The organism is Arthrobacter sp. lap29 (assembly GCF_032458965.1).
Lineage (GTDB): Bacteria > Actinomycetota > Actinomycetes > Actinomycetales > Micrococcaceae > Specibacter > Specibacter psychrochitiniphilus.
The window spans coordinates 1-26,554 of the sequence record NZ_JAUCEK010000009.1; the positions used below are offsets into that span (position 1 = coordinate 1).

At 58.8% G+C, this 26,554-nt stretch carries 31 protein-coding genes; 17 read left to right on the plus strand and 14 right to left on the minus strand.

The window, feature by feature from the left end; all coding sequences use genetic code 11:
• Window positions 1-317 precede the first annotated feature (317 nt).
• Window positions 318-962 carry a hypothetical protein gene (locus RY113_RS14635; protein WP_315915161.1) on the minus strand — a complete coding sequence of 215 codons (645 nt, stop codon included), beginning with the start codon at window positions 960-962 and terminating at the stop codon, window positions 318-320.
• 364 nt (window positions 963-1,326) lie between these two features.
• Between RY113_RS14635 and RY113_RS14640 the strand changes: the two genes are divergently transcribed.
• From RY113_RS14640 to RY113_RS14655, 4 genes are all read left to right on the plus strand, one after another.
• Window positions 1,327-2,022 (plus strand): hypothetical protein, encoded by a 696-nt coding sequence (locus tag RY113_RS14640; RefSeq protein ID WP_315915162.1) that lies wholly within the window; start codon window positions 1,327-1,329, stop codon window positions 2,020-2,022.
• A 311-nt stretch (window positions 2,023-2,333) separates the two neighbouring features.
• Entirely contained in the window at window positions 2,334-3,365 is a 1,032-nt protein-coding gene (locus RY113_RS14645) for a PDDEXK nuclease domain-containing protein (RefSeq protein ID WP_315915163.1), read from the plus strand.
• Between the two features lie 128 nt (window positions 3,366-3,493).
• The gene (locus RY113_RS14650) at window positions 3,494-3,898 is read left to right on the plus strand and encodes a VOC family protein (protein ID WP_315915164.1); all 405 of its coding nucleotides are present in this window, start codon (window positions 3,494-3,496) and stop codon (window positions 3,896-3,898) included.
• A gap of 78 nt (window positions 3,899-3,976) precedes the next feature.
• Window positions 3,977-4,489 carry a hypothetical protein gene (locus RY113_RS14655; protein WP_315915165.1) on the plus strand — a complete coding sequence of 171 codons (513 nt, stop codon included), beginning with the start codon at window positions 3,977-3,979 and terminating at the stop codon, window positions 4,487-4,489.
• A gap of 80 nt (window positions 4,490-4,569) precedes the next feature.
• On the opposite strand, the gene RY113_RS14660 is transcribed toward RY113_RS14655, so the two are convergent.
• Window positions 4,570-5,766 (minus strand): Fic family protein, encoded by a 1,197-nt coding sequence (locus RY113_RS14660; RefSeq protein WP_315915166.1) that lies wholly within the window; start codon window positions 5,764-5,766, stop codon window positions 4,570-4,572.
• 206 nt (window positions 5,767-5,972) lie between these two features.
• On the opposite strand from RY113_RS14660, the gene RY113_RS14665 reads away from it, so the two are divergent.
• Both RY113_RS14665 and RY113_RS14670 read left to right on the plus strand, forming a co-directional pair.
• Window positions 5,973-6,221 carry a type II toxin-antitoxin system Phd/YefM family antitoxin gene (locus RY113_RS14665; RefSeq protein WP_315915167.1) on the plus strand — a complete coding sequence of 83 codons (249 nt, stop codon included), beginning with the start codon at window positions 5,973-5,975 and terminating at the stop codon, window positions 6,219-6,221.
• Window positions 6,218-6,475 (plus strand): type II toxin-antitoxin system RelE/ParE family toxin, encoded by a 258-nt coding sequence (locus tag RY113_RS14670; protein WP_315915168.1) that lies wholly within the window; start codon window positions 6,218-6,220, stop codon window positions 6,473-6,475. The genes RY113_RS14665 and RY113_RS14670 overlap by 4 nt, the downstream gene beginning before the upstream one ends.
• Window positions 6,476-6,630: 155 nt before the next feature.
• Here RY113_RS14670 and RY113_RS14675 read toward each other — a convergent pair whose 3' ends face one another.
• The 3 genes from RY113_RS14675 to RY113_RS14685 all read right to left on the minus strand — a co-directional run bounded on the left by RY113_RS14675 (window position 6,631) and on the right by RY113_RS14685 (window position 8,070).
• On the minus strand, window positions 6,631-6,972 hold the full coding sequence (locus RY113_RS14675) for a hypothetical protein (protein WP_315915169.1): 342 nt from the start codon (window positions 6,970-6,972) through the stop codon (window positions 6,631-6,633).
• Between the two features lie 3 nt (window positions 6,973-6,975).
• Window positions 6,976-7,431, minus strand: a complete 456-nt coding sequence (locus RY113_RS14680; protein WP_315915170.1) for a prevent-host-death protein — start codon at window positions 7,429-7,431, stop codon at window positions 6,976-6,978.
• Window positions 7,432-7,914: 483 nt separating this feature from the next.
• Complete coding sequence (locus RY113_RS14685; protein ID WP_170121024.1) at window positions 7,915-8,070, minus strand: hypothetical protein; 156 nt, start codon at window positions 8,068-8,070, stop codon at window positions 7,915-7,917.
• 443 nt (window positions 8,071-8,513) lie between these two features.
• Here RY113_RS14685 and RY113_RS14690 point away from each other — a divergent pair, with 443 nt between their 5' ends.
• On the plus strand, window positions 8,514-8,720 hold the full coding sequence (locus tag RY113_RS14690) for a helix-turn-helix transcriptional regulator (protein WP_110107701.1): 207 nt from the start codon (window positions 8,514-8,516) through the stop codon (window positions 8,718-8,720).
• Window positions 8,717-9,961 (plus strand): HipA domain-containing protein, encoded by a 1,245-nt coding sequence (locus RY113_RS14695; protein ID WP_315915171.1) that lies wholly within the window; start codon window positions 8,717-8,719, stop codon window positions 9,959-9,961. The genes RY113_RS14690 and RY113_RS14695 overlap by 4 nt, the downstream gene beginning before the upstream one ends.
• Window positions 9,962-10,097: 136 nt before the next feature.
• On the opposite strand, the gene RY113_RS14700 is transcribed toward RY113_RS14695, so the two are convergent.
• A complete protein-coding gene (locus RY113_RS14700; RefSeq protein WP_315915172.1) occupies window positions 10,098-10,553 on the minus strand; it encodes an SRPBCC family protein in 456 nt (151 codons plus the stop codon).
• Between the two features lie 769 nt (window positions 10,554-11,322).
• On the minus strand, window positions 11,323-11,646 hold the full coding sequence (locus RY113_RS14705) for a hypothetical protein (protein WP_110105411.1): 324 nt from the start codon (window positions 11,644-11,646) through the stop codon (window positions 11,323-11,325).
• Window positions 11,647-11,951: 305 nt separating this feature from the next.
• On the opposite strand from RY113_RS14705, the gene RY113_RS14710 reads away from it, so the two are divergent.
• Window positions 11,952-12,191 (plus strand): type II toxin-antitoxin system Phd/YefM family antitoxin, encoded by a 240-nt coding sequence (locus RY113_RS14710; RefSeq protein ID WP_245932088.1) that lies wholly within the window; start codon window positions 11,952-11,954, stop codon window positions 12,189-12,191.
• Between the two features lie 61 nt (window positions 12,192-12,252).
• Entirely contained in the window at window positions 12,253-12,468 is a 216-nt protein-coding gene (locus tag RY113_RS14715) for a type II toxin-antitoxin system RelE/ParE family toxin (RefSeq protein ID WP_315915173.1), read from the plus strand.
• A 192-nt stretch (window positions 12,469-12,660) separates the two neighbouring features.
• On the opposite strand, the gene RY113_RS14720 is transcribed toward RY113_RS14715, so the two are convergent.
• On the minus strand, window positions 12,661-12,927 hold the full coding sequence (locus RY113_RS14720) for an isocitrate lyase/phosphoenolpyruvate mutase family protein (protein WP_315915174.1): 267 nt from the start codon (window positions 12,925-12,927) through the stop codon (window positions 12,661-12,663).
• Window positions 12,928-13,235: 308 nt separating this feature from the next.
• The gene (locus tag RY113_RS14725; RefSeq protein ID WP_315915175.1) at window positions 13,236-13,688 is read right to left on the minus strand and encodes an Lrp/AsnC family transcriptional regulator; all 453 of its coding nucleotides are present in this window, start codon (window positions 13,686-13,688) and stop codon (window positions 13,236-13,238) included.
• A gap of 267 nt (window positions 13,689-13,955) precedes the next feature.
• Between RY113_RS14725 and RY113_RS14730 the strand changes: the two genes are divergently transcribed.
• The 5 genes from RY113_RS14730 to RY113_RS14750 are packed head-to-tail and all read left to right on the plus strand — an operon-like array spanning window position 13,956 to window position 19,378.
• Window positions 13,956-15,137: a thiamine pyrophosphate-dependent dehydrogenase E1 component subunit alpha gene (locus RY113_RS14730; RefSeq protein WP_315915176.1), complete on the plus strand. Its 1,182-nt coding sequence runs from the start codon at window positions 13,956-13,958 to the stop codon at window positions 15,135-15,137.
• Window positions 15,134-16,204, plus strand: coding sequence for a transketolase C-terminal domain-containing protein (locus tag RY113_RS14735; protein WP_315915177.1), 1,071 nt, complete (start codon window positions 15,134-15,136; stop codon window positions 16,202-16,204). The genes RY113_RS14730 and RY113_RS14735 overlap by 4 nt, the downstream gene beginning before the upstream one ends.
• The gene (locus RY113_RS14740) at window positions 16,201-17,562 is read left to right on the plus strand and encodes a dihydrolipoamide acetyltransferase family protein (RefSeq protein ID WP_315915178.1); all 1,362 of its coding nucleotides are present in this window, start codon (window positions 16,201-16,203) and stop codon (window positions 17,560-17,562) included. The genes RY113_RS14735 and RY113_RS14740 overlap by 4 nt, the downstream gene beginning before the upstream one ends.
• 36 nt (window positions 17,563-17,598) lie before the next feature.
• Entirely contained in the window at window positions 17,599-18,114 is a 516-nt protein-coding gene (locus tag RY113_RS14745; RefSeq protein ID WP_315915179.1) for an MBL fold metallo-hydrolase, read from the plus strand.
• 31 nt (window positions 18,115-18,145) lie between these two features.
• A complete protein-coding gene (locus RY113_RS14750; protein WP_315915180.1) occupies window positions 18,146-19,378 on the plus strand; it encodes an MFS transporter in 1,233 nt (410 codons plus the stop codon).
• Here RY113_RS14750 and RY113_RS14755 read toward each other — a convergent pair.
• Entirely contained in the window at window positions 19,362-19,847 is a 486-nt protein-coding gene (locus tag RY113_RS14755) for a hypothetical protein (protein WP_315915181.1), read from the minus strand. The genes RY113_RS14750 and RY113_RS14755 overlap by 17 nt on opposite strands.
• A gap of 62 nt (window positions 19,848-19,909) precedes the next feature.
• Window positions 19,910-20,812, minus strand: coding sequence for a phosphatase PAP2 family protein (locus tag RY113_RS14760; protein ID WP_110105421.1), 903 nt, complete (start codon window positions 20,810-20,812; stop codon window positions 19,910-19,912).
• Between the two features lie 59 nt (window positions 20,813-20,871).
• Here RY113_RS14760 and RY113_RS14765 point away from each other — a divergent pair, with 59 nt between their 5' ends.
• Both RY113_RS14765 and menD read left to right on the plus strand, forming a co-directional pair.
• On the plus strand, window positions 20,872-21,876 hold the full coding sequence (locus RY113_RS14765; protein ID WP_315915183.1) for an o-succinylbenzoate synthase: 1,005 nt from the start codon (window positions 20,872-20,874) through the stop codon (window positions 21,874-21,876).
• Between the two features lie 154 nt (window positions 21,877-22,030).
• Entirely contained in the window at window positions 22,031-23,845 is a 1,815-nt protein-coding gene (gene menD / locus RY113_RS14770) for a 2-succinyl-5-enolpyruvyl-6-hydroxy-3-cyclohexene-1-carboxylic-acid synthase (protein ID WP_315915310.1), read from the plus strand.
• On the opposite strand, the gene RY113_RS14775 is transcribed toward menD, so the two are convergent.
• The 3 genes from RY113_RS14775 to RY113_RS14785 are packed head-to-tail and all read right to left on the minus strand — an operon-like array spanning window position 23,829 to window position 26,489.
• Window positions 23,829-24,620 carry an amino acid ABC transporter ATP-binding protein gene (locus RY113_RS14775; protein WP_110105424.1) on the minus strand — a complete coding sequence of 264 codons (792 nt, stop codon included), beginning with the start codon at window positions 24,618-24,620 and terminating at the stop codon, window positions 23,829-23,831. The two genes, menD and RY113_RS14775, sit on opposite strands and share 17 nt — an antisense overlap.
• On the minus strand, window positions 24,613-25,569 hold the full coding sequence (locus RY113_RS14780; RefSeq protein WP_315915184.1) for an amino acid ABC transporter permease: 957 nt from the start codon (window positions 25,567-25,569) through the stop codon (window positions 24,613-24,615). Before RY113_RS14780 ends, RY113_RS14775 begins: the two co-directional genes overlap by 8 nt.
• Window positions 25,566-26,489, minus strand: coding sequence for an ABC transporter substrate-binding protein (locus RY113_RS14785; RefSeq protein WP_315915185.1), 924 nt, complete (start codon window positions 26,487-26,489; stop codon window positions 25,566-25,568). The genes RY113_RS14780 and RY113_RS14785 overlap by 4 nt, the downstream gene beginning before the upstream one ends.
• Window positions 26,490-26,554 lie beyond the last annotated feature (65 nt).

Sequence of the window (26,554 nt, forward strand, 5' to 3'; positions counted from 1 at the left end):
ACCATCCCGCAGAGGGTTCCGCTTCCGGGCGGTCCTCTAGAGGACCGTCTTGTGGGACAGCGTCCTGGTTTTGACAGGTTAGATAGCCGAATCTCTTTGATGTACGAATATGGGCCAAAGCTGACAACTAGGATTTTGGTCAGTAGCTTTGGAGCTTGCCCCGGGAATCCATCGGAGACTGATGCAATCGATGTCTTAGAAGGATGCTGGTGTCAATGACTCGGTAGGCGAACTCAGGGCTAGCCGCGCAGTTTGGTCACAAATCGTGTGAGGAAACGTATCAAATGTAGTTCGGCGAGAACAGCAACCCAGCTGCTTCACCTCGATGAGTTGGGAATCCTAACGACCTCGTCACCGCAAGTCAGCAAAAGCCCTGCATCGTTGGAATCTAGAACGCAAGCATCGGGATCAAAAGTTCCGCTGGACCCTGTCATGTGCCGCGAGGCAGACACAAAGCCATCGTAATATTCGTAGATATAGGAGGATCGCCGGGTATACACTTCGTAACTCTTCGGTTTGAAGCCATTCCGCTTGACCACCACACTTTGACCGTCTTCAGCCGAAACTTTGGTATAGCTGTGACCAAAGGCGTTGACAAAGAAGAACGGCAGGAACAGCAGCCACAAGGCCGCCAAGGCGAAAATAGTCAAAGATACAGCGATTCCGCTAAGCCGTCTAACCCAAAGACGAGAGATACATCGGATCAACGGAGGCACCATAATAACTATGCCCGCGGCGGCAGTGAGGCCACTGACGATAAACGCGCAAAAAATCAGCTGCACATCGGGCATCACGTAATACAAAATTTGGCTTAGTCTGTGCGGCGAAGCCCAAGACCATAGAACGCCCACAGCCGAACCAGCAATAGCGGCAATGAGCAGAAAGGTGCTACCCCAAAGGATGCGCCTGCGGCTCAAAGCAACCCTCGAGGAATCGGGGATGACAGTTATTTCAGATACCACGAAGGCCCCTCTTCAACGGCTCTCATTGAGTGCCATAGATTCGGGCGTGATGACCCGAGCGCGTAGAAACGCCTGATTCGCATGGCGATCCGATCGAGGCTGGCGCCGCTACGAGGGCGAGTAAATGCTCTTCGGAAAGGCCGAGTGTCAGGCGAGAGGTCATTCCTCCAGTGTTTCAGTTGGTCCAAAACGAAGCATCATACCTAGGAAGGATTCTTCAGACTTGATGCCCCTTCAGGGTTCCATTTGTGACAGTCCGATGTAGTCTCACTTTGCAAACGGCGTGCATGTTTTCTCTTTTTGATTCTGGCCGTCCACAACCATTCCAAGCATCGTCAGTTTCCACTCCAGATAGAATCCTTCGATGGGGACAGACAAGAAGTACTACCTGCCAGTCAGGTCACGAGTGTATTTGGCCAGCATCGCTTCTCTGTTGCTCGGCTTCGGAGTGGTCATTGGGTTCTTCAACGGGTGGATCCTGGTAGTTGGCTCGCATGTCATCCGCGCCTGGATACTAAGCAGTGGCCTTTTGCTGGCTTCGCTGGTGATCTGGGTCCTTTGGATCGTCCGTGGCAGCAGGAGGCCGGGCCTGAGAACGGATGATGGGCGCTGGGGACTGATGCGTTCCGTTGTCTTCTTTATGCTGGTTAGCGTGGTTGGGGCGGGCAGCGCGATGGTGGCGTTTTTCGATTTGGGTACGAGTAACTACATCCTGGATCCTCATGGACCGGATGGCTGTCGAGCGGTCGTACGGGAGACCGCAATGTTTGGTGGTAGTCAAGGGGAGGCCTACGCCGTCGGCATCATAGGAGTCGGCAGGTCGGCAGGAAAATGGCATACCAATGATGTATACCGGCCAATCAATTCAGGCGACTACACACTGGTGTGGACTGCATCCGGCGGGGAACTTACCATCGCCGACGCTTATGTTTTCAGGACACGCACGCAAAGCATCGCAAGGCACAAGGCGTTGCAGCCGCTCATCGATAGTGGAGAACTCAGCATTGACAATTTGTACGATCCGGAACCATTTGATCGGAAACCGGTCAACTGCCACTGATGCCGAGGCGGATTGGCTCGCGGACCAAGACTCCTGTGGGACAGTCCGATCTACGTACCACTCGAAATCCGAGCTCGCAGTGTTGGCTTTCGGGGCCATATCTTCGGATAGACCGGGTGCGGTCCCCTTCAGATTCGCTCTACAGCCCGACATGATCCAAGACCAAGGATTGCAGAAATGTCCGGTAAGGGTTCCCCAGTGGGCATGACGCGGCTGGCCTCCACGCCTAGAAGTTTGACTGCCAGAACATACTGGAGGTGGGTTGGGAATAAGTGAATGTTTGGTCAAGAGGCGTTGGGTAGTCTTGATTGATGACATCCGGCGACCTTTCCCCTCTTCCCGACGACTATGCCCAGGTGCTGGCTTCGTTGAAGGATCGGGTCCGTGAAGCAAGGATTACTGCCCAGCGCAGAGTCAATACGGAACTCATTAGCCTGTACTGGGGCATTGGGCAGCAAATACTTGCGCATCAAGACAACCAAGGATGGGGTGCCGGCGTCATCCGCCGTTTGGCTGAAGACCTACGCACCGAGTTTCCGCTGATGAAGGGTTTTTCCCAACGCAACCTGCAGTACATGCGGACCATGACCAGCGCTTGGGGACCTGAGTCAAATGTGCCACAGCTTGTGGCGCAATTGCCGTGGGGACACATCCGCACCATTCTTGACAAGGCAGAAACCCCTCAAGCACGTGATTGGTATGCCGCCGCCGCCGTGGAATTCGGATGGTCCCGCAATGTCCTGCTGAACATGATGATGAATCGTTCCATGGAACGCACGGGGACCGCGCCGTCTAACTTCACGCAGCATTTGGCTGCCATGGACTCGGAACTGGCACAACAAGTGGCCAAGGACCCTTATGCCTTTGAGTTTCTGGGGCTCTCGGGCGAGGTGGCAGAAAGAGACCTGGAACAGGCGCTCATGGACCGTATCGTGGAGACACTGCGGGAATTGGGCCCAGGCTTCGCCTTTGTTGGCCGCCAAGTTCATATGGAAGTAGACGGAGACGACTTTTACATTGATCTCTTGTTCTTCCATGTCGAGCAGCTGCGCTACTTCGTCATCGAACTAAAAACGGGGAAGTTCCAACCCGAATTCGCTGGGAAGCTGAATTTTTATGTCGCGTTGGTCGATGACAAACTACGACGCCAAGCTCACGCGCCGACAGTCGGAATTCTCATCTGCGGCAGCAAGAACGATCACACCGTTCGATACGCCCTTGGACGTTCCACCTCGCCCATGGCTGTGGCCGCCTACACCTATGATCAGCTCACCACCGAGGATCGTGCGATACTCCCACCAGAGGAACAGCTCACCGCAGCCCTCGATACCCTCCCGGAATGAGCAATCCTGAGCCCGGAAACAAAACACCCGGCTAGAAACCCTGTTGGTATATAACCAGCGATGAAAAGCGAAGCCTAGACCGTCCCGCAGGAGGTTCCGCTAGCGGACGGCTGTGTGAGACTTGGGAGTTGGACGAAGATCTAGAGGGTTCCCTGCACCATGTCGAGCTGTGGGTGCCAAGCCTTAAACGCGCGAAGGTTGAATGGGGTTGGATGCTGACTCGTTTGGGGTATACGCCGGATCAGAATTGGGATCAAGGAATTAGTTGGCGGCGAGGCAGCACCTATATAGTCGCCGAGGAATCCCCAGCGCTGACCAGCAGAGAGCATCAACGAACAGCGCCGGGATTGAATCACTTGGCATTTCATGCTGGAAGCGAAGAAAAGGTCGATGCCCTAATGGCGGACAGTCAGCTCCACGGTTGGCGACCGCTATTTGCAGAGAAGTACCCCCACGCTGGCGGCCCTGAAAACTACGCTGCCTACCTAGTGAATTCCGACGGCTTCGAAGTCGAACTCATAGCGACCAAATGATCCATATCTGTTCCGCCTAAGTACGATAGACGTTCGGCTTGTGACCGGTCACTCAGGGCGCCGAGGAAGGACGAGACCATGCGCGTGCTCTTTGACGGCCTAGTGTTCACGTCGTATGCGCAGATGACGCTGACGACAGGGATAGTCGAGCCGCCGATCCCCGATGGAGCGTTTGTCGGTCAGGTGAACGGGCTGTGCGGGGCGACTGTCGCCGGCGCGCTGTTCCTCATCACGGGGACGCACACCGGCTGGGTTCCGGTGCGAGTGAGTCTGTGGGACGACGCGCCCGACCTCGGCGAGTGGGAGGAAGTGGTCGAGGCGAGCCTTGTCCCTTCGGGCGAGGCCGCGTTCGCCGGCTGGGCGGAAGACCCGGTTGTGCGCTTCGATCTTCCCGCCCCCAGCTATCGTGTTCGGTGGAACGCACGGGGCATGGACGCCGGCCATGCGCATTCCAATGCCGATGTCGAGCATCCCGCGCCCGACTCCTACGAGCTGATGCTGTGGCCTGCGCCGCACTCCGCCGACGCGATTCTGCGGCGCACGGCGGCACAGGCCGCCTACTGGCACGACGAGGGATTCACTCGCCGCTAGCCGAGGGCCCGTCCCGACTACTCCTGCAACACGGCAAGAATCAGCACCGGTCAGCAAAAAACTGCCCACCTAGCCTTCCCCTATCGGCGTCTCTTGGCCCGAGCACCGAACTCGTCAAGAACCCGCACAACATCCTTCGCCAACCAAATGCGGTTGCGTCGTCCGCTCGAGATTTGGATCAAGACGCCGGCATCGACAAGGCGGTTGATAGCGACCTGGGCATTGACGGCTGAAATACCAAGTTGATTTGCAGCGGTGGCGGCGTCAATAACTGGCTGGCGAAGGAGGACACTCACGAGCCGGTGGGCCGCGGAGTCGCGCCTAGCCTTAACACGGTCGCGCCACTCAAGCTGGACAGTTTCTAAGTCGTCGACGAGGATGCGACCATTGTGAACTGCCGCGAACGATGCCTCAGCTATAGAGCGAACTATCGATGCGATGTCCCCTGTCCGGTAGGCACCGAGGGCATCGAAATAACTATCCGTGTTGTGGAGCAAACCTGCGGAGACCGGAACGGCGACATTGCGCGTTAGCTGCCCTCCACGCAGCATCGCCTGGATAAGTGCCCGGCCGACTCTGCCATTGCCATCGGGGAATGGATGGATCGTTTCGAATTGGGCATGGGCAATCGCGGTCTGAACAAGAACAGGAAGATCGTCGCGATTGGCGAAGGCGACAAGATCGTCCATGAGTGCGGTGACTCGCTCGTGATGGGGCGGGACGAACTGTGCGGTGTGGGGCCCGAGGCTCCCTCCTCCGATCCACACCTGCTGATCGCGCCAATGGCCGACGATGTCGGGGTTGCTTTGCTCCAGTAGCGCCCTGTGCATTTCCAGGATGGCGTGGCCATCAATGGATTCGGATAGTGTGAGCGCTGCTTGCATGGCTCTGACGTTGCCCACGATCAGTTGCGCGTTCTTCGAGGCGTGCTCACCGAGTTCCGCCAAGGCGATCTGTCGCGCGCCGCTGGTTAGGTTCTCAATCTCTGAGCTGGAGGCACTTTCCGTGCGCAAGAGAATGGCTGCGAATGGTGCTGCAATGTGCCCCACTTCGGCGTCGAAGCGGGCGAGTTCACTGGCTGCTTCTTCAGTTAGTGCTTGCAGTTCGCCATCGATATGGATTTCCAGAACGGAAATGAATGGGGGCACCGCGGCCAGATAAGGCCCGGTAGCCCGGCGTCTTTGCGTACGTGAGCCATACTCGTCTTGAACGTTGTGCCACGGCCGCTCTTCATAGCCGAGTGATGGCCAGGCCACGTTCTGCTCAAACATTGACATGACTTCAGCATACCAATGCTTAATTAATTAACCATTGGTATGTGATCTTGCTGTTCTGTTCTCTCCAAACGGCGCCACCCGTCGGCCGGGTACTGTTACTGGCGTCCCGTAGGCCGTTCCTTCAGGGGGTATCGCGATCAGCGTGACTTTCCTTTCAAAGAACTTATTTCATGTACATTTCAAAATGCTGGATGTACAATTTGACTATGGCTATTGTCAGCGTCGCAGACGCACGCAACCACTTTTCAGACGTCATCGATCGCTCGAAGACCGAAGCGGTGTTCATCGAGCGCCGCGGTCATCGCGCTGCCGTGGTTGTCAGCCCTGAGCGCTACGAGCAGATGCTTGAAGCTCTGGAAGAAGCCGAAGATGTCGCCGCATTCGATGGGGCGATGGCAGAGGAGGGCCCCAACATCCCTTGGGCTCAAGTGAAAGCCGATCTGGGCTGGGTATGATCTACCAAGTCGAGTTGCGTCCTGCCGCAGTTCGCGCGTTGAAACGCATTGACCATCAGGATCGCGACCGCATTCGTGGAGCGATCGCGCTCCTCGGTGAGGATCCAAGGCCGCCAGGTGCCAAGGCCCTCCAGGGGCGTCCCGGCCTCAGAGTTCGCATAGGGGACTACCGCATCGTCTACACGGTTGACGACAACATCCTCGTTGTAGCAGTGATCACGCTTGGTCATCGCAGCAACGTCTACGAACGCTGACTGCCCGCCGACGAATCAGCTTTGGTCACCCCGGTGTCCCGCAGGACGTTCCCCTGCGGGTGGACTCTTGGAGGCTTGCTCCAGCCAGGCTGTGGTCCAGTGGTTAGGCATCTGAGAGAGGCGCTACCGTTGGAAGTTTTCTTTTCCCAAGATCCCTACTTGGTCTCGTTGGGATGCTTGGTATGGACCTGCTCCAGATAGACGACCGGGCCCTCGACGTAGAACCATATACGAGCATCGCCCTTGAGCGTTGGCTTGTGCTGCCATCGCTCATGGGTGGAGCCATTACGGGTGACGGCGCCGTGTTCACCACGTAAGTGATAATTGGTCGGTGTAACAGCCAGAGGTGTCCTCGTCAGAAAACCCCAAGCATCGGCCAAGGGGCCCCTGATCGTGGCCTTTAGATTCATCCAGCCACGCTGGGCTTGGGTAGAGGCGAAGCGAATCTCGTATTCAGACTTCTTTGTTGGCCGCTCGACTTTCAGGTTCTTGGCCATCCCTTAGGGGCGCTCAACCACTACGGAATCATCGAGCCACTCCACGGGCTCCTGGCCGAGGCCAGCGGCGATAGCCGTCGCCGTTTCGCGCCAAGCTGTGAGTTCAGCAATGGCCAGGTGCGGCTGGTTGGTGGCGAACGAAGCGCGTGCGGCGGACAAAATATCATTGGCACAGGCCTGCTGATCGGCCGGGCTCAGCGCCAGCATCCAAGGGAACCTGTCGATCATGCGAGTTACTAGAGTTCCATCCGTGCTCGTTGAAACCGCAACAAGCTGGGCTGCCAGCTCCAGCAGATTAGTGCGTGCTCGATCTGCACTGCCGGACATGAGCACCAGAGATTCACCGTCACGACGAGTGACCTCAACAGGATGATCTGCCGCAGCCGCGAAGACCTCAGCGGAAGAGCGGCTCAATTCAGAAGACTGAAACGTGGTTCGGGAACGGGTGCGTGTGTTCATGCTTCGAGTCTAGTTCAGAACGTATTCAGAAGTCCATTGGATTCTTGATCCTTGAGTCTTAGGCAGTCCCGCCGGAGGTTCCCCAGTGAAACAAGAGCAACTTGGACCGCTCAAAGTCGCTGTCCTGGTTTCAGTGAACCATTTGCCGACCGGCTTGCGGGACACTTTGACTGCGTCTATACGGAATACCCCTTACGGCACGGCTAGAGCCGCAATCGTGGGGAACGTCATCGCGCCCGAGACAGCCACGGTAGCTCCGAGGAAACCGCGGCGTGCGATTTCAGGGCTTGTCATGAGCTTGCCTTTCTTGTCGGCTCTTGTCGGCGTCTTTTCTCATATTTAACTTCCGAGACGACTAACGCACAGATAAATGCGCCTGTGAGAACCAAAAAAGATCACCAGGGCGGGGTTAACCCAAACCGGGATCATGTCATAGCCAGCGTTGCATTTGTCATGTAGAGGAAAGAATCGGGACGGCTCTTTCTAGTTCTGCGCTCGATAGTCTTCGTCAAGCAACTGACCTGCCTTCGCGCAGGTCTTGTCAATGTCCTTACCTGAGGCAATAGCCCCGATGAAGTACGTTACAAGGAAGGCAAGGAAGGAGAGGAAGGAAAGTCCAAGCCAACCTCTCTGTGTCATTCGTTGCAATTCAGACCCATTCCCTCGTTAGTCACGGCGCGTGCACGCATGACGGCCGAGGTGGGTTGCTGGCTGGATTCCATCAGACAATTCTTTCAGTATGTGAAAGTTAGATCGTCCAACCAAGGGATGATTCCATCAATCGTGATGACCGCAGCGGGTTCCCCTACGGGCTCAGAGCTACCAAGCTAACGACTTCTGATAGTCGTGCCGTCGCTTTCTGAAAGCGACAGCTGCATAGTCAACGGTCAATATGACCAGCTGCGATCCTGAATTGCAAAGGTGCTGAGGTCAACGGCATTCGCCAGACACCGGAATTGATGCGAATATTCATATCATTGGTTATGATGTGAATATTCGTATCACAGCATCGTCTGTGTCAATGGGGAAGGCTCAAAGTGTCGAAACAAATAGCGAAGATCCATTCACCGTCTGATCTAGGGATGGCTTTGCAGCAGGCGAGGCTGGCCGCAGGGATGTCCCAGAGGGAGCTTTCCGCGCGGACGGGCGTCACGCAGAGCGCTATCAGCAATCTGGAGTCCGAGACCTATACCCTCTACGCGGAAAGGCTTTTTAAGCTCTTTCGCGAATGCGGTGTGACCGTCACCGCGGAGTGGGACGACAGTACTGAAAGTGGAGAACCTCAATGAGACTCCATGTTGAGTTGAGCGGGCAGTTCATTGGGGAGCTGAGCGGTGACGAGCGCACATTCGACTTCACACCGGCACGCACGGCTATCGATCATTTCGGGGTGGGTAGCCGGGCCTTATCCGTCGCTGTGCCATTCGTCGCGCGGCCAAACAGGGCGCACTCATCGCGGAGGCGGAACTTCTTCGAGGAACTCCTCCCGGAAGGAGATCAGCTTGAGTTCATGCTGGCGATGGCCGGGCTGCGCAGGCGCGATACTTTGGCGTTCTTGGCCCGGTTCGGGCGCGACATCGCGGGCGCGCTTCAGATATGGGACGCTGACAATCCTACGGAGCCACAGACACCCGAAGCCCGGCCGGTGTCGGAGGAGGACGTGCACGTCCTGCTGACTGAGCGCGCCGCGAACCCGCTCGCTAACTCCGGCGTTCTGGGCAAGACGTCACTCGCTGGCGTGCAGCCGAAGATTGTTCTTGCCCACCTGAACGGCGGGTGGCACCAAGTCTTCGGCGGGTTCCCGTCGACGCACATCGTGAAGCCGATAGTTTCAAGTCGGCCCACGGAAATATTCGATGAAGAGTACGGAGCGCGCTTCACCCGTGCGCTTGGCATTGCCAACTTTGACACGCATCTTGCAAACTTTGGCGGAACCGATGCGCTCGTTATCCAACGGTTCGACCGTGATCTTGCAGTTCCCGGCGGGAGGGTTCACCAAGAAGACTTCAACCAGGTCCTCGGAGCCGCCAGGAACCAGAAATACCAGGCGTACGGCGGCATCGTGAATCTGAAGCGCATCGCTGAAGTACTGAGAACTCACGGTCAGGCACACGATATGCGGAAGCTTGCCGTCATCACAACCCTCGGCGTCGCCATCTCAAACCTCGACATGCACGCGAAGAACCTGGGTCTTCTTCACTATGCCGATGGGCACATTGCATTGGCGCCAGCGTATGACTTTGTACCTCATGGTCTTCGCGAAGGGTTGGTTGGGCAGCTGGCCCTCGCTGTGAACAAGAAGTACTTGCACGCGACCGTCACCAAGGACGATCTCGTCCTCGAGTTCAGTTCGTGGGGTCTGCGCGGCACTAAAGACATCGTCAACGACACGCTTGAACAGGTGCAAGTCATTGCCGCTAGGGAGGAACCCGTTACTCAGGCGGCGCCAGGATTGGCCGAGAATGCTAGTGCGACTGTGCAGCATCTGCTCGACGGACGTGCCGCGGGCGCAATGGAAATAGGGTCGTGACAATCAACGACGAGAGATTTATGCGCTAGCGCCAGCATGCGGTTTCGGACTTACATGCCTCGTTCGGCTCCCCTTGGATCAGGCCTTCAGTCCAGGCCACCAACGTGTTCCGTCCAAGGTTGGGTTACTGGATGACTTATCTGTGCGTCAGTTCCTCGGTGAGGTGGCGATTCCGTGTTTCAATCAGTTTTCGCATATAGCGGGCCAGGGCCAGCTTCTCAACGAGTAGCCCGACGGGGCCGAAGGGTGCCGCGAACTCTATGCGGTCAATCATGATGGTGCCCTTCGCATCCTGGCTGAACTCATGGATATGACGGAACGACTTAAACGGGCCCTTAACCTGTTCATCAACGAAGGAGTCTGGCGCCTCCATTTGTGTGATCCGGCTTGTCATCCGCAGCGGAAGACCGAAATGCCACGCACGCCACGTCACCTCTTCTTCAAACGAAATGAGTCCCGAGGTGACACCAGCGACAGCTTTTTCACGGGAGTGCGCCATCGAGTCCTTATGCGCGTCAATGCTGCGCGCTAAATCAAAAAGCTGCGCTTTTGGCATGCTGGATGGTGTCGTGCATTCGAACGAAACGGCCATGATCAGAGTATGTCAGGTAGTTCCGTCTTTGCCCGTATCGCCGGGCAACCACTGGCAAACCGCCATAGAAGCGGCTCCCCGTGGCATGAGATACCCACCCAGCAGCTGGATGCCTGGAACACCACGAGGTTGCCCCGCAGAAGGTTCCCCTCTGGAACTGCCATGGCAGGACTTTTCAGCTCCCGCGTGCGCCTGAATCCGTAGGCCGGTATCCGACCGGCTTGTGGGACGGTTGGCCGACATCCTTTGACAGACAGTCCTTGCGGGGACCCAAGCTGTTGTGACGGTAAGGAAGCCATGTTCCGGATTCCTCAACTGGTGGTGTTATATGCTCGAAGAGCGATTCGTTCATTAACGCCACCGAGCAGGTGGTACTGGAAAGCTGGGGGTTCAAATGTATGGTTTTGGTGTCATGGGCGGCCTTTTTATCGGCCTCTACTCATTGGTTCTCGTCGTTATCGCAGTACTTGTTATCTGGGTCTTGATCCTGGCCGTTACTTTTCTGCGACTCCGGATTGCGGAGATTAGGGGCACCACGGGGTCTGCAAGCCGAAGCGAATAGTCTCAGTATCGCCATGCCGGCTTCGGTGGCGCTTGAACCCAGATCGATATCTGTCATCCGTACAAGGTTCCCTTGCGGGTGAGCATCGTCTATTCCAGACTGCCCAGACAGTGCTCGGATCCCACATCGATTCTCCTCAGCACCTAGTCCAGCGAAGAATTCAGACGGTGCACATTCCACAAGATTCCTGCACCCTGTATGTATAGCTCAGTGCCTTAATGATGGCTCGCATAAGGGCTCAACCAGTGCCTGACGAGAACGCTGACGAGACTTCACCAAGATGACCACGAACACTGCGGCCAAGACATCAGCGACCAGCACCATGAGCAAGGAAGCATGCGACGCCATCCACATAAGATCCGCATTAGGAAGCATCTGGGATGGATCGAAACCATTAGTCGTCTCCATCCGATTAATAGCCGCACCATCCGCGATCTGCCAGAGAGCGAAAAACAGCGAGACCGCGATATTAAGGCCCAGCAGCGTCAGACCACTGAGAATTCCTAGAGCCTTCTTGGTACCTTTTGACATTTGCATTCCTTCTCAGAACCGTTCGAATGCCGCCTAGGAGCCACGTGCGGTCACATCTGAGTCCATGCCCCAGTATTCCTTGTTTGGAGCCTGCAAGAGTGCAGCGAAATGAGCCAGATGGACCTGTCTGTGGTCTGATGCTTATTTCCCTTTGACTCCGGGGCGTTTCCTCTGCTCGATTGCGCTTCGCAGCCGAGGCTGAGCCTCTATGGGTAGATGCATCACTGTGCTCGATATCGTCTCGCTCCGGGTTCCTTCAGTGGGTATCCCGATCAGCGTGATTTTTCTTTCAAGGAACTCATTTGATGTACATTTTGACTATATCCACAGTCAGCGTCGCAGACGCACGCAACCACTTTTCAGACGTCATTGATCGCTCGAAGACCGAAGCGGTGTTTATCGAGCGTCGCGGTCACCGCGCCGCAGTGGTTGTCAGTCCTGAGCGCTACGAGCAGATGCTTGAAGCTCTGGAAGAAGCCGAAGATATCGCCGCGTTCGACGAGGCGATGGCCGAGGAGGCCCCAATATCCCTTGGGCTCAGGTGAAAGCCGATCTGGGCTGGGTATGACCTACCAAGTCGAGTTGCGTCCGGCCGAAGTTCGCGCGTTGAAGCAAATTGATCATCAGGATCGCGACCGCATTCGCGGAGCGATCGCGCTCCTCGGTGAGGATCCACGGCCACCAAGCGCCAAAGCCCTCCAAGGACGTCCCGGTCTGGGAGTTCGCATTGGGGACTACCGGATCGTCTACTTGGTTAACGACAACCTCCTCGTTGTCGCAGTCATCACACTCGGGCATCGCTGCAACGTCTACGAACGCTGACGGCCCGCCGACGAATCCGCTTTTGGTAACCTCCGGTGTGCCTTAGACGTTCCCCATAGGGACAGTGCTCCGAGGGGGTCCTGAAGGTCCGGACGGCGTCTTGACTGCGAAAACCCACCCCCACGGCTGGGTGGGAATGCCCGCGCACCGTGCCGCTGTTCATGAGTACAGTGGCGGCATCAGCCATGGCGGTTAGGACAACCCATTGCATCCACGGGTCGCAAGAAATACGGGCCACACCCAGTCCCCGCCCAATCCCGGCCGCGAGTGCCTTCGCCATGGTTTTGTCCAGACCAAGATGCGCTTGGCCCCCACCTCAAGCCAGGCGCGGCCACGTTCGACGGCGGCCTCCAGCAATTCACGCGGTTCCCGGTCCGCGCCGCGAAGGTAAGCGTCGGTGCTGGCGTTGAAGGCAAAGTCGATGCCCTCCGTGTCGCCGGCGTCATCCGCTGCTTTCATGCGCGCAACCGACTGGTTTAGCGGCAGCATGTGGTTCCCGATGGTGCCCCGACGCAGATAGCATTGCGGATGTGCTCGCCGTCCTCGTAACCGTAGACTGCTGCAATCGAGTGGCTGGCATTGCCAGCACCATGGTGCTGGCGAGTTCGGCAATGACCGTGGCGTTGACCGCATCCCACACATTGGCCAATTGCAGGATGCTCGAGACATGGCGGAGACGGAGAAACTCGGTGGTTTCCATGTCATCAGCGTAGCTTCGGCGCGCCGGTTCCAACAGGCCTGACCCTCCAGCGGAGCGGAAAGTTAGCTCACCGTGTGTCCAAGTCCTCAAAAATCAGGAAGGTCTGAGTGTCCAGCACGCTTGCCATCGATTGCAACCGGTCAAAAATTACCCGCCGTAGTCCCTGATTGTCCTCGGCCCGGACCAACAAGATCACGTCAAAATCGCCACCCACCAGCGCAATGTGTTCCACCTCTGGAATGGCTCGCAGTTCCTCACGCAATTCACGCCAGGAGTGCTGGCTGACCTTCAATGTTACATACGCAGAGGATTTCAACCCCGCCTTCACCGGGTCCACCACGGCCGTGAATTTTCTGAGTACCCCTGTAGAAGTTAGTCGGGAAATTCGGGCGTAGGCATGGGCGCGGGAGATGTGCACGTTCTGAGCCACTGCGCTCACAGACATCCTTCCATCAAGGGTTAGCTCGGCCATGATCCGCCGGTCCACCTCATCCAGCGGGACGGGGGTGTGCTCTGCCATGACTCTCCCAAGGGTGCTGGTGACGTTCTGCGACGAGACAACTTGGATGGGCGCCGCGCCTTCACCACTAGTTGTGTCTTCCAGACTATGGAGATGGTGAGAAAAATTCCAGAGTTTTCCCGATTCCTGGATACAAAGCGGTGAAAAATCCATACTTAGGTGAACGGAACATCTTTAGAGCTACATACCGCTGGATGAGGCTGTGAGGCTGTGAGGCAGTGCCCAACGTGGCACGCCCGCCATTGCTTGGAAGAAAGTGGGCGTTCAATGACGAACCATCCGGAATTTCTAGAGCACCCGGGAAACGCGGCACTGCTCGCCGGACACCAGGGCGAATATCTGCTGCCATCCGCCACCGCAGTGCAGTTCATCTCCGCTGAAGGCACCGCAATCACCACTGATAAATACAAGGAATGCTACGTATTTCCGGCTCCTGAAATCCTGCTGGAAGGGTACGGGGAATTGGTGCTGGGCCGGCGGATCAATGAGCAAGCCAGCGCGTTGGTTCGGCAGGGGCGGATGGCAGTGTATCCGTCGTCGTACGGGCAAGAAGCGTGCCAGGTGGCGGCATTTATGACACTGCACCGCAGTGACTGGCTGTTCGCAACGTATAGGGACACGGTGGCCGTGATGGGACGCGGCGTAAAACCCATGGAGGCCTTCGAATCGCTGCGCGGGGACTGGCATAGCGGATTCGACCCGCACCAATACAACACTGCACTGCCCACCACCCCGCTGGCAACGCAGTTATTGCATGCCGTCGGGGTTGCGCACGCGGCCAAACTGCGTGGTGAGGACACCGTGGTGCTGGCCCTGTGCGGAGACGGTGCCACGAGTGAGGGCGATTTTCATGAGGCCCTGAACTTCGCGGCTGTCTTCCACATACCCGTCGTGTTTCTCGTGCAAAACAACCAGTACGCCATTTCCGTTCCGCTCATTCACCAATCGGTGGCGCCCTCGCTGGCCCACAAGGCGATTGGCTACGGCATGCCGGGGGAGCGTGTGGATGGCAATGATCTGCCCGCCCTGCTCGCTGTCTTGGGCAGCGCCGTTGAACGGGCCCGCAATGGCGGCGGGCCGGCGCTCGTGGAGGCGCACACCTACCGGATGGAATCGCACACAAATGCCGATGACTCCACCCGTTACCGCAGTGCCCAGGAGGTGGCTCAGTGGGTGCCCAAGGATCCGCTGGTGCGGCTGAAAAAGTACCTGGTCCACGCCGGGGTGCTGAGTCAGGCTGATACGGATCATTTTGCCGCGGCCGCTGAAGCTCTCGCGAAGACGCTCCGTGACGGACTCAATGAACGCACCGAGGCGGACCCGCAGGACATGTTCCGCTTCGTCTACAGCGAGCCGACCCCGCAGCTTCGCGAGCAAAGCAGGATGCTCGCAACGGAACTGGCCGCCGCCGGTGTGGCTCCGACCTCAGCAGAAGGAGACTTGCCATGACTGCCGCACCAGTTCTGAATCCGCTGGAACTGACGGGGATCCAGGAACTCACGTTTGCCAAGGCGCTCACCCTGGCCCTGCACGATGCCATGGCGGCGGATCCCGCCGTCGTCGTTTTCGGCGAAGATGTGGGCACGCTTGGCGGAGTGTTCCGTGTGACAGACGGGCTAACCGCCACATTTGGTTCGGAGCGCTGCTTTGACACTCCATTGGCCGAATCAGGGATTGTCGGTATGGCCACGGGGATGGCGATCAACGGCATGTGCCCCGTTGTAGAGATGCAATTCGATGCCTTCGCCTACCCCGCGTTCGAGCAAATCGTCAGCCACGTCGCCAAGATGGGAAACCGCACGCGCGGACACGTCCGCCTGCCGTTGGTCATCCGTATCCCCTACGGTGGTGGCATTGGCGGGGTGGAGCACCACTGCGATTCCTCCGAAGGCTACTACGCTCACACTCCGGGGCTGACAGTGCTGACGCCGTCGAACGTGCAAGACGCCTACGTCCTGTTGAGCGATGCCATCGCCAGCCCGAACCCCGTGGTGTTCATGGAACCGAAGAAGCTGTACTTTTCCAAGGCCACGGTTGACCTGGACGCCCTGCGCGCCCGCTATGCTTCCTCCGGAGAGCGTGGAGGGGCGGGTACCGTGCCGTCCAGCATCGGGCAGGCGGCGATTGTCCGGGAGGGTACCGATGCAACACTTATTGCCTACGGTCCGTCCGTGGCTCCGGCGCTCGCCGCCGCCGCCACTGCGGCTGAAGAAGGCAGATCGCTGCAGGTGGTGGATGTGCGCTCCCTTGTCCCGTTCGACGACGAAACCATCAGTGCCGCCGTCAGATCCACCGGGCGCGTGGTGGTCATTGCAGAGGCTTCCGGTTTTGCCTCGATGGCTTCTGAAATTGCCGCCCGCGTTCAGGAACGCTGTTTCCATTCGCTCGCGGCGCCCGTACTGCGTGTAACAGGTTTCGATGTGCCATACCCGGCACCAAAATTGGAAAAATACTACCTTCCGGGGGTCGATAGGATCTTGGATGCCGTGGACCGGCTGCAATGGGGGCAATCATGACTGAACAGGTGTTCCTGCTGCCGGATCTGGGTGAGGGGCTTGTTGAAGCGGAGCTGGTGTCCTGGCTGGTGGCCGTGGGTGAGCTGGTCCATGTTGACCAGCCCATCGTTGAGGTGGAAACCGCCAAATCTGTGGTGGAGGTCCCCTCGCCATATGAGGGGACTGTGGCAAAGCTGCACGGAGCCGAGGGCGATACAGTAGCGGTTGGCACACCGCTGATCACGATCCTTGCCGGGGCTGATTTTTCCATGCCGGGCAATTCTGCGCTTGAAACTGAGCCAGCACCACAAAAGCCAGCACAGCAAAGTCCAGCAGCGGCTGGCTCGGGGAATGTTCTCATCGGCTACGGAACCACGGGATTGGATGGCGCAGGCCGCAGCAGGCCCCCTGTACGCCAGAACCCCCTGGTAATTTCGCCAATAGTGCGGAAAATGGCGCAAGATCACGGGATCGCGCTCGCCGGCCTCCACGGTTCAGGTGCTGACGGGCTGATCTTGAAATCAGATGTTGAGGCAGCCATGCTGACGGCCGGAAACGAGCTGGCCGCAAACGAGCCGGCCGCAACACATGTACTCACCGAAACGGCACCTTTGCTCCCACAGCGAGAAGGTCAGGGCAACGAACAGGGGGCCTTCGGAGCGATTGATCAGCGCACTGGACTGCCAGTTCTTGCACGCACGCCGCTGACAGGTTTCAAGAAGGCGGCGGCTGCGGCACTGGTACGCAGCCGCCGTGAGATTCCCGACGCCACTGTGTGGGTGGAAGTGGATGCAACAGCGCTGATGGAATTGCGCAGCGGGCTCAAGGAACAAGGAGAGGCGCCGGGAGTGTTGGCGTTTTTGACTCGCTTTGCGGTGGCCGGATTGATTAAGTTCCCTGCATTGAACATGCAACTGGACTCCAGTGCTGGTCAGGATGAGCTGGTTGAATTCGGTGGCATTAATGTGGGTTTTGCCACCCAGACCGAGCGGGGGCTCATGGTGCCGGTGCTCCGCAATGCCCAGGGGCGCAGCGCTCGGGAGCTGGAACTCGCCATTCGTGCGCTCACCGAGAGGACGCTCGGTGGCCATGCTGGGCCGGAGGAACTGGGGGGCGGAACATTTACGATCAACAATTACGGTGTGCTGGGTGTGGACGGCTCAGCCGCCATCATCAATTATCCGGAGGCGGCCATGCTGGGGTTGGGACGCATCATGGATAGACCCTGGGTGGTGGACGGGCAGCTGTGCGTGCGGAAAGTGACCCAGCTGACCTTGGCGTTCGATCACCGCGTCTGCGATGGAGAAGTTGCCGCCGGGTTCCTACGCTTCATAGCCGACGCCATGGAGCATCCTGCGAAGATGCTGGCCGAGCTCTAAGGCTCACTCCTCATCCTTCTAGGCTGGAAGCACTGGATGGGAGAATTTATGGTGCACAACGGCGTGACCTGGCAGGCGCTGGGCGCACACTCCTTCATGCTGCGTAGCTCAACGGTCCGGGCGCTGGTCAACACGCACGCCCACTGGGACCATTTCTTTGGCAACGCCATTTTTAAGAACGACGGCGTCACCGACTTTTGGGCGCACGCCACCACTGCGCGGGTTATGGCTGAGACGGGTAAATGGCAGCGGCTGGAAGTTGCCAGCCTCGAACCGGTCATGGCTGCCGGTGCCGGTGACTTGATGGTAGGTGTCCTCGGTGAACTTGGTGCGGCGGGCGTGCTCTTTGCCGGGGATGTTCTGGAGGAGGGCGCGCCGGCATCGGTAGAGCTGGAATCCTCCGTGCCGGGCTGGGCTGCTGTGCTGGACAGGCTGGCGAAGATGGGCGGAAAGTACTCCATCATGGTGCCCGGACACGGTAACCCCGTTGGCGCAGAATTCGCAGCGACGATGGCAGTCCACTTCTGGGCCCGCTGGCAGCGCAATAGCTAGTGCCGGCGTAGCCGGGTTTAGAGTTGAGACAGTGAGTAAGCGAACCAATCCCGAAGGCTTCAGCCTGCGGTCCATTGCCATTCCGGCGTTTGGGCCATCCTTGTTGTTCGGCATTGGTGAGGGTGCCATACTGCCGGTCATCCCGCTGAGCTCCATTGGGATGGGATCCTCCCTGGCTGGTGCCGCACTGGTGGTGTCACTGATTGGTATTGGCTCACTGATCAGCAACATTCCAGCCTCGATCCTGACGGCGAGGTTTGGCGAGCGTGTGGGCATGCTCGGGGCTGCGCTGTTGAGCCTGTCCGCCATGTTAATTTGTGTCTTTGCCCGGGAACTTTGGCTTTTTGCCGCCGGGGTGTTCTTAATCGGTGCCGCCGCGGCCGTGTTCAACCTAGCCCGCCAAAGCTACCTCACCGAGGCGGTGCCGCCAATGCTGCGCGCCCGGGCTATGTCCACACTGGGCGGGATAGGCAGGATTGGGCTGTTTGCGGGCCCCTTTATTGGTGCTTTGGTGATTCATCTGGTCGGTCTTTCGGGGGCGTATTGGGTGGCGGCCGTGGCTGTTGCGGCGGCAGGTGGTGTGGCGTGGGGACTGCCCGATCTGGTCAGCCCCGCCAGTACTGCTCCCGGTGGTACTGCGCCCGGCAGCCCGGCTCGCAGGGGCCCGCAACCCACTGTGGCATCGCTGTTGGTGGCTCACAGGCGAGTATTCCTGACCGTAGGAATGGGGGTGCTGTTGGTCAGTGCCGTCCGCTCTTCACGCCAAGTGGTATTGCCACTCTGGGCGGATAGCCTGGGACTAAACCCGGCTACAACCTCGCTCATTTATGGGCTCTCCGGCGCTATCGACATGCTCGTTTTCTACCCTGCTGGCAAGATCATGGATAAAAAGGGCCGTGCAGCTGTGGCAGTGCCATCCATGGTCCTCATGGGCCTGGCCCTGTTGCTGATGCCCCTGACAACTGGTGCGGCCACGCTCATGCTGGCCGGGTTGCTCATCGGTTTTGGTAATGGCATTGGATCAGGGCTGGTGATGACGCTGGGGGCAGACTATTCCCCACGCCGTGGCAGGGCACGGTTCTTGGGAATCTGGCGCTTCTTGGCGGACAGTGGCGGCTCCTCCGGGCCCGCCATCTTGGCAGGACTGACAGCCGCCGTCTCCCTTTCCTTCGGCATTGCAGCCTCGGGGCTTCTGGGCCTGGGAGCGGCTGCTGTTCTTTGGTTTTGGATACCGCGCAACAAGGACGCTATTTCGCCAGAGTGAGTGAAATATCTTCAGTATGACCCGCCAGGCTGACCCTGATAATTGAGTTTGAGAAGACACTTTCCGGCACGGCAATGCTGGATGTCCAGGGCGCCATATCGGCGGTGCAGACCCCGCCACCGTTTTTCATTTGCGTGGTGATTTCAAGGTGGTTTCCATCGGTGAGCGTCAGGGAATTGACCCATGCAGGACAGGAGGAGCTGCCGTAGGTGGTCACGTAGAGCAGTTTCTTTGCTACGGATAGTTCCGCAGCCCAAGATTTATCAGCAGCGTGGACAGCAGCCTCAGAGACGCCCCGTGTGCCTTGCGGATCCGGTGAGGTACCCGCAGGGGAGCACCCGCTCAGAGCGGGTGCCAACAGACCGGTGACCAAAAAACCGGAGACGAGAAATCCGGAGCGTAAAATTCTGGCTGCCAGAATTCCCCGCAGTGAGTCTAAATGCCGTGAGCGCGCCCCCTTGGTAGTCATCCAGTCACTGTAGCCGCAGCCCAGCCACTTTTCCACGGTGAGGCAGAGGTGAGGGAGAGGGGTTAACGTACGCGCCGGCGTCGTACGGGCAAGGTCAGCAGCAGCGTTCCGGCAAGGGTGAGCCCATAGCCGGCAACCACAATTTGACCCACGCCGATCAGGAGATAACTGGTGCTGCTGTCGGCATCGAAGCCCCAGATCCGGCGCAGGACCAAGGTCACGGCCAGTGCGGACAGCACGGCAATCACGCCAGGAATGAGCGTCCACCCGCGCGCCGAAGCCCAGTGGGCTTTGGACCCCAACCAAACATTCCAGGTGGAGCCGGTACGCATGACCCACAGGGCGGCCAGAGCCGTCCAGAACGCCACCACGAAGAACGCAGCCAAGACGTCTGAGGGGCGGTGCCACTGGTTGATGAGGGTGGCGATCCCAGCGAGGATGGCGTAAGTTCCGCCCACAAAGGCCGCCGCGGGCCGCCATCGGGGGGAGACCACTAGAAAGACCGCCGCCGCAGCGCTGGCAGCCAGCGTGCTGTGTCCGGACGGGAGAGAGTTCAACGCCAACGTGGCCACGCCCATATCGGGGCGGTCTGGCAGGCCCGCTTTGATCAGTTGTGTGGAGAGGTTGGCAGCGGCCATGGCAGCCAAGGCGATGCCGGCCGCCTTCCATCGCCGCCGGGCCAGCGTGACAAAAACCACCACCACGGTTGCCAACACCACGGACGTGGCGGGCAAGAGATCCAGAATTTGGGCGCTCTGCGCACCGATGCGTGCCTGCGCCACGGCAGCCTCAACCAGCGCTGACTCGTCAATGTACTGGCCCGTGGTGGTGTTGACGAAGATACGGTAACTCAGGATGAGCCCGGCCAGACTGATCAAGGCTGCTATGACAAATGGCCACGCAGCAGTCCGCGCTGGTGCGGAACCTCTGGGGCCTGTGCGGGACAGGGCAGCATGGGTATTCATTGTTCCTAGGTTCCCACATTTTCATGGGAGCTTGCTGACCACCGCGGTACAGTGGCACCATGCTCACCCTCCCGCCACTTGATGAAATCCTTGCCACCGCCCATGTTGTGGCCCTGCCCATGAAAGTAAAGTTCCGGGGGGTGGAGCTGCGTGAGCTCATGGTTTTTTCCGGGCCTGCCGGGTGGGCGGAATTTTCCCCGTTCCTGGAGTACAGCGACGTCGAATCGGCCAGGTGGCTGGCCTCGGCTCTGGAGGCGGGCTGGGTTGGGTATCCGGAATCGGTGCGGGACTGGGTCCCCGTGAATGCAACACTTCCTGCGGTTTCACCCGCAGAGGTCCCCGGCGTGTTGGCAGCTTTCAACATGGGCTCAGCTGGTGCAGCCCAGAGCGTGAAGATCAAAGTAGCTGAGGCTGGCCAGTCACTGGGCGAGGATGCCGCCAGGGTGGGAGCGGTCAGGCATCTGCTGCCCGAAGCCAAAATTCGTATTGATGCGAACGGCGGATGGGATGTGGGGCAGGCAGTTAAAGCGTTACGCATGCTGTCCGTGTTTGGACTGGAATATGCCGAACAGCCAGTAGCCACCATTGCCGAGATGGCCGCTGTCCGCAGCGCACTGGATGGTTCGGTTCTGATTGCAGCCGATGAAAGCGTCCGTAAGGCCACAGACCCACTGGCGGTGGCTCGTGCCGGTGCTGCCGATCTGTTGGTGGTCAAGGCCGCGCCGTTGGGTGGTGTGCGCAGGGCCTTGGAAATTGTGGCCGAGGCCGGGCTGCCTGCCGTGGTGAGTTCCGCCCTGGACTCCTCGGTGGGGATCAGCGCCGGATTGGCGTTGGCCGCCGCGCTGCCCGAATTACCCTACGCGTGTGGCTTGGGCACGGTATCGCTGATGGCCGCAGACATTGCCTCCCCGAGCTTGGTGGCAGAAGCTGGTGGCATGAACGTGCGTGAGGTGGTGGCAGATCCGGGACTTTTGGCGCAGTTTGCCGCCCCCGCAGACCGCCGTGACTGGTGGCTGGGCCGGCTTCGGCGCGTTTACGCCGTGCTGGCAGGCGCTGAGGCCTAACCCCAACTTCGATCCGTGAGAAATGGTCGCTTCCATCCCGGAAAGTGGCTGATTAGCGACCATTTCTCACGGATCGATGCGGTGCGCCATCGCAGTGCTGATCCGCGCCAGGCTGAGGTTGGCTAGAGTTGGTGGCGTGACTTCACTTAGCTCAATGGATTGTGCCCGCTACGTTATAGATGCGCTGGAGCGTGCCGGCGTGCACCACGTGGTGGTGGCCCCTGGTTCCCGCAGCGCCCCACTCGCCTATGCCTTGGCGGAGGCCGAAGCCGACCGCCGGATCAAGGTGTCTGTGCGCATCGACGAGCGCGTTGCCGGGTTCACAGCCTTGGGCTTGGCGCTTGGCAGCGGCGAGGCCGTTGCCGTGGTGACCACCTCTGGCACGGCTGTAGGCAATCTTCTTCCGGCCGTCATGGAAGCCAACCATGCAGGGGTTTCCCTCATGGTGCTCTCCGCAGACCGGCCCGAGGAGTTGCGCGGAACGGGAGCCAATCAGACGACTGTGCAGCTGGATTTGTTCGGCGAGCATGTGCGATTCGCCACCGACGTCCCGGCCGGAACTGACCCCACGGGGGCCATATCCACCGCTATCAGCGCGGCACGCGGCCGTCTCGAGGGCATTCCCGCCGGCCCCGTGCAGGTCAATCTGGCCTTCCGCGACCCGCTCACGCCCGCCCTGGACGGTTCCGAATGGGAGCGGCTTTTACCTGTCATCGAGACTCCTGACGCTTCCGCTGAGCTCCTGATGGACGACGCCGTCAACTCCTCCGCGATCAGCGGCACCGAGGTAGCTCCCGCGGAAGAGGACCGAGCCACCGCGGAAGATGTCCCGCCGGAGATAGTCCAGCCCTCCTCAAATCCCACGTCCAGCCACCGAACAGTAGTGGTTGCCGGGCACGGGGCCGGTCCGGAAGCGGAGTACTTTGCCCGAATGTTGGATCTGCCACTGCTGGCTGAACCGTCATCGAACGCCCGCTTTGGTCCGAACGCGATTGGTCCGTACCGGCTGCTGCTGGAGCTTTTTGGGCCAGGCAGCGCCCAGCCCATCCAGCGCGTGGTGGTCTTTGGGCGCCCCACCCTGTCCCGCCACATCAGCACCTTATTGGCACGCACCGATCTGGAACGGGCCTTGTTTGTGCCCCAACCCGTGCCGTGGTTTGACGCGGGACGCCGCACTGAATTAGTTCTGACCCAGTGGGACCAGCTTGTTGGATTCGCCGGAGCGGGCCCGCACGGATGGCTGGAAGCCTGGCAGGAAGCCGCTGCGAGGGCTGAAGAAGCGCTAGATGCCGCCCTGGATGCTGACCCGGATACGCAACCTGCTCAGCCGGTGCAGCTGACTGGGCCCGCACAGCTGACTGGGCCCGCAACGGCTCGCGCCGTCTGGGCAGCCGCCCACCGTGACGCTGGCAGTAATCTCATGCTCGGCTCCTCAAACCCTGTCCGTGATGCAGACCTTGCGGGCCGGCCAACACCGGCGAACAGTGCCATGGTCTTTGCCAACCGAGGCTTGGCCGGAATTGATGGCACTGTTGCCACAGCCACCGGGCTGGCGCTGGCCACGGGGCGGCCCACGCGACTACTCCTCGGTGACCTCACATTTCTGCACGATTCCGGGGCCCTTATGATCGGCCCCACAGAAGCGTTACCTCAACTGCAAATCATTGTCCTCAACGATGGCGGCGGGGGGATCTTCACGCTGTTGGAGCACGGTTCGCTGGGCCAGTCACCAGGCTATGCGGGTGCCGTGGAACGCTTCTTTGGTACACCCCACACCGTGAACCTCGCGGCACTGGCCACCGCTTATGGCTGGTCCCACACGCTGGTGCGCACCAGGGAGGAACTCAACGCCGCGCTCACCTCGACGGTGCTGGCACCGGAAATTATTGAGGTGGCCGCGGCGGAGCGGTCAGGCCTGCGGGAACTGCACGCCCACATTGAGCGTGCAGTTCTTACAGGACGCGGCTAAGGAACTCCTTGGTGCGAGCGTGCTGCGGGTTGGCGATGATCTCGCGGGGGTTCCCGGATTCCACTACCACACCGGCATCCATGAACGTCAGGGTGTCTCCCACTTCGCGGGCGAAGCCAATCTCGTGGGTTACCACGATCATGGTCATGCCGGATTTGGCCAGGTTTTTCATGACTTCCAGGACGTCCCCCACCAATTCCGGGTCAAGGGCGGAGGTGGGCTCATCAAAGAGCATCAACTCCGGTTCCATGGCCAAGGCCCGGGCTATGGCAACACGTTGTTGTTGACCGCCGGAGAGCTGGGCAGGGTAGAAATTGGCGCGGTCACTTAGACCCACCATCTCCAATAATTCACGTGCTTTCAGCTTCGCGGCTGCCTTGGACTGACGCTTGACCTGGGTAGGTGCTTCAATCACGTTTTGCAGGGCAGTCTTGTGGGGGAACAAGTTGAAGCGCTGGAACACCATGCCAATTTCGCGGCGCTGGGCCGCGATCGCCTTGGTGTTCAGATCGTGCAGTTTGCCGTTGACTTCCCGGTAACCGATCAAGTCATTGTGCACGTAGATGCGGCCTGCACTGAGGGTTTCCAAAAGGTTGATGCAGCGCAACAGGGTCGATTTTCCCGAACCCGACGGGCCAATGATGACGGAGACCTCGCCCGGGTTGACAGTCATGTCAATGCCTTTGAGGACGTGGTGGTCACCAAAGAACTTGTGCACGCCCTGAATCTCCACCAAGGGCTTAGGTGTGGCGGCTTTGTAGGTTGAGTCAGGCAAGGTTGTTCCCCCTGGGCTTCAAGATGGGGTCAGTGGTGGCCGGTGGTTTCTCTTTGACGGGTGCCTTCATAACGTTGTCAACGCCCTTACCGAAGTGCCGTTCAATGTAATACTGACCCACCATCAACACTGATGTGATGACCAAGTACCAAATCGCTGCCACAATGAGCAGCGGGATGGGTAGGTAAGTCCGGTTAGCAATGGTGTTGGTGACAAATGTTAGGTCCAAGGTGAATGGGATAGCCAACACCAATGAAGTGGTTTTCAGCATGCCAATAGTCTCATTTCCCGTGGGTGGGACTATGACACGCATGGCCTGCGGGAGGATGATCCTCCACATGATCTTTGAACGACGCATGCCCAACGCTTCGGCGGCTTCCATCTGGCCGTTGTCTACCGATTTCAGTCCGGCACGGAAAATCTCAGCCAAGTAGGCGGACTCGTTCAAACCGAGACCAACAATCGCGCCCACCAAGGCAGTGATTACGGTTTCGGTATTGACGGAGAACCATTCAGGGCCAAATGGCACGCCAATGATGATCTTGGGAAACAGCACGGCTACCAGGCCCCAGAAAACCAGCTGGGTGTAGACCGGGGTGCCACGGAAGAACCAGACCCAGAACCAGGCTACGTACCTGAAAAGTGGGTTGTCTGACTGGCGCATGAAAGCCAAGCAAATTGCCAATGCAATGGCCAGCACCATGGAGGAGACAGTCAGTAACAGTGTCCAGCCGATACTTTGAAGTACAAGAACATCGAATAGATATTTGCCAACGGTGTCCCAGCGGAAGTTCTTGTTCGTGACCAGGCTTTGGATCGCCAGTGCAACAAACAGAAGAATAAAGGCGGCGCCAACCCACCGGCCGGGGTGACGAACAGGAACTGCCTTGATCAGTTCAACTCCGCCGGCCCCGCCCGATGACTGCACCCCACGGGAGGGTGTGCTCAATTGCCTGTCACCGGGTTCAGGACAGCCTTGGAGATAGCACCTTCATTATTGTTCCAGTCCTTCAGGATTTGGTTGTAGGTGCCGTCTTCCATGAGCTTGTTCATGACCTTCTCGATGACCTCCGCGAATGCTGTGTCATCCTTGGCGATGGCGATTCCCTGCTCAGCGGAGTCGTAAACGTCGCCGAGCGTTTCCAAAGAATCTCCGGTCTTCTGCAAGGCGTTCTTAATGATGGGGGAGTCTGCGCTCATGGCGTCGATGCTACCGCTGACCAGACGCGTGGTGACATCCGTCTGGTTCTTCAGCGAGATGATCTCAATGGCCGGTTTGCCGTCAGCAACGCACTTTGCGGAACGGTCCTTCACATCGGGATCTTCCTCGACAGTGCCGGTCTGCACGCCAATCTTCTTCCCGCAAATGTCATCAAGGTTGATGTTCTTAGGGTTGCCCTTCTGGACAGCCCACCAAACGCCAGCGTTGAAGTAGCTGACAAAGTTCACGGCTTTTGAACGTTCCGGGGTGATGGTGAACGAGGAGATTCCTAGATCATATTTGGATCCGAGCGAGGGCAAGATGGTGGAGAACTCGGAGGTTTGTACCTTGACGTCCTTGCCCAGTACGGCTCCAATGGCCTTGGCAATGTCAACGTCGTAACCGATGGGAGTCTGGCCGTCGGTGGCGAGGAATTCTGCTGGTTCGTAGGAGGTGTCAGATCCCACGTTGAGGGTCGACTTATCCTTAAGCGCAGCAGGTAGGAGTGCGATCAGTGCATCGTCCGCCTTGACCGTGGAGGGATCGAAGGTGGCGCCGCCGCTGCCCGTTGTGGTGCCTTCCTCAGCGTTGTTGCAACCGGTCAATGCCAACGCTGAAACGGCCAGAACAGCCGCAAATCGCAGGCCCAGTTTGGATGAGATGTGCATGATTTACCCTTTGTGAAGTCCCTGAGGAGCCAGTATTTGAAATCTAGTGTAGCCTGCCAGTGACT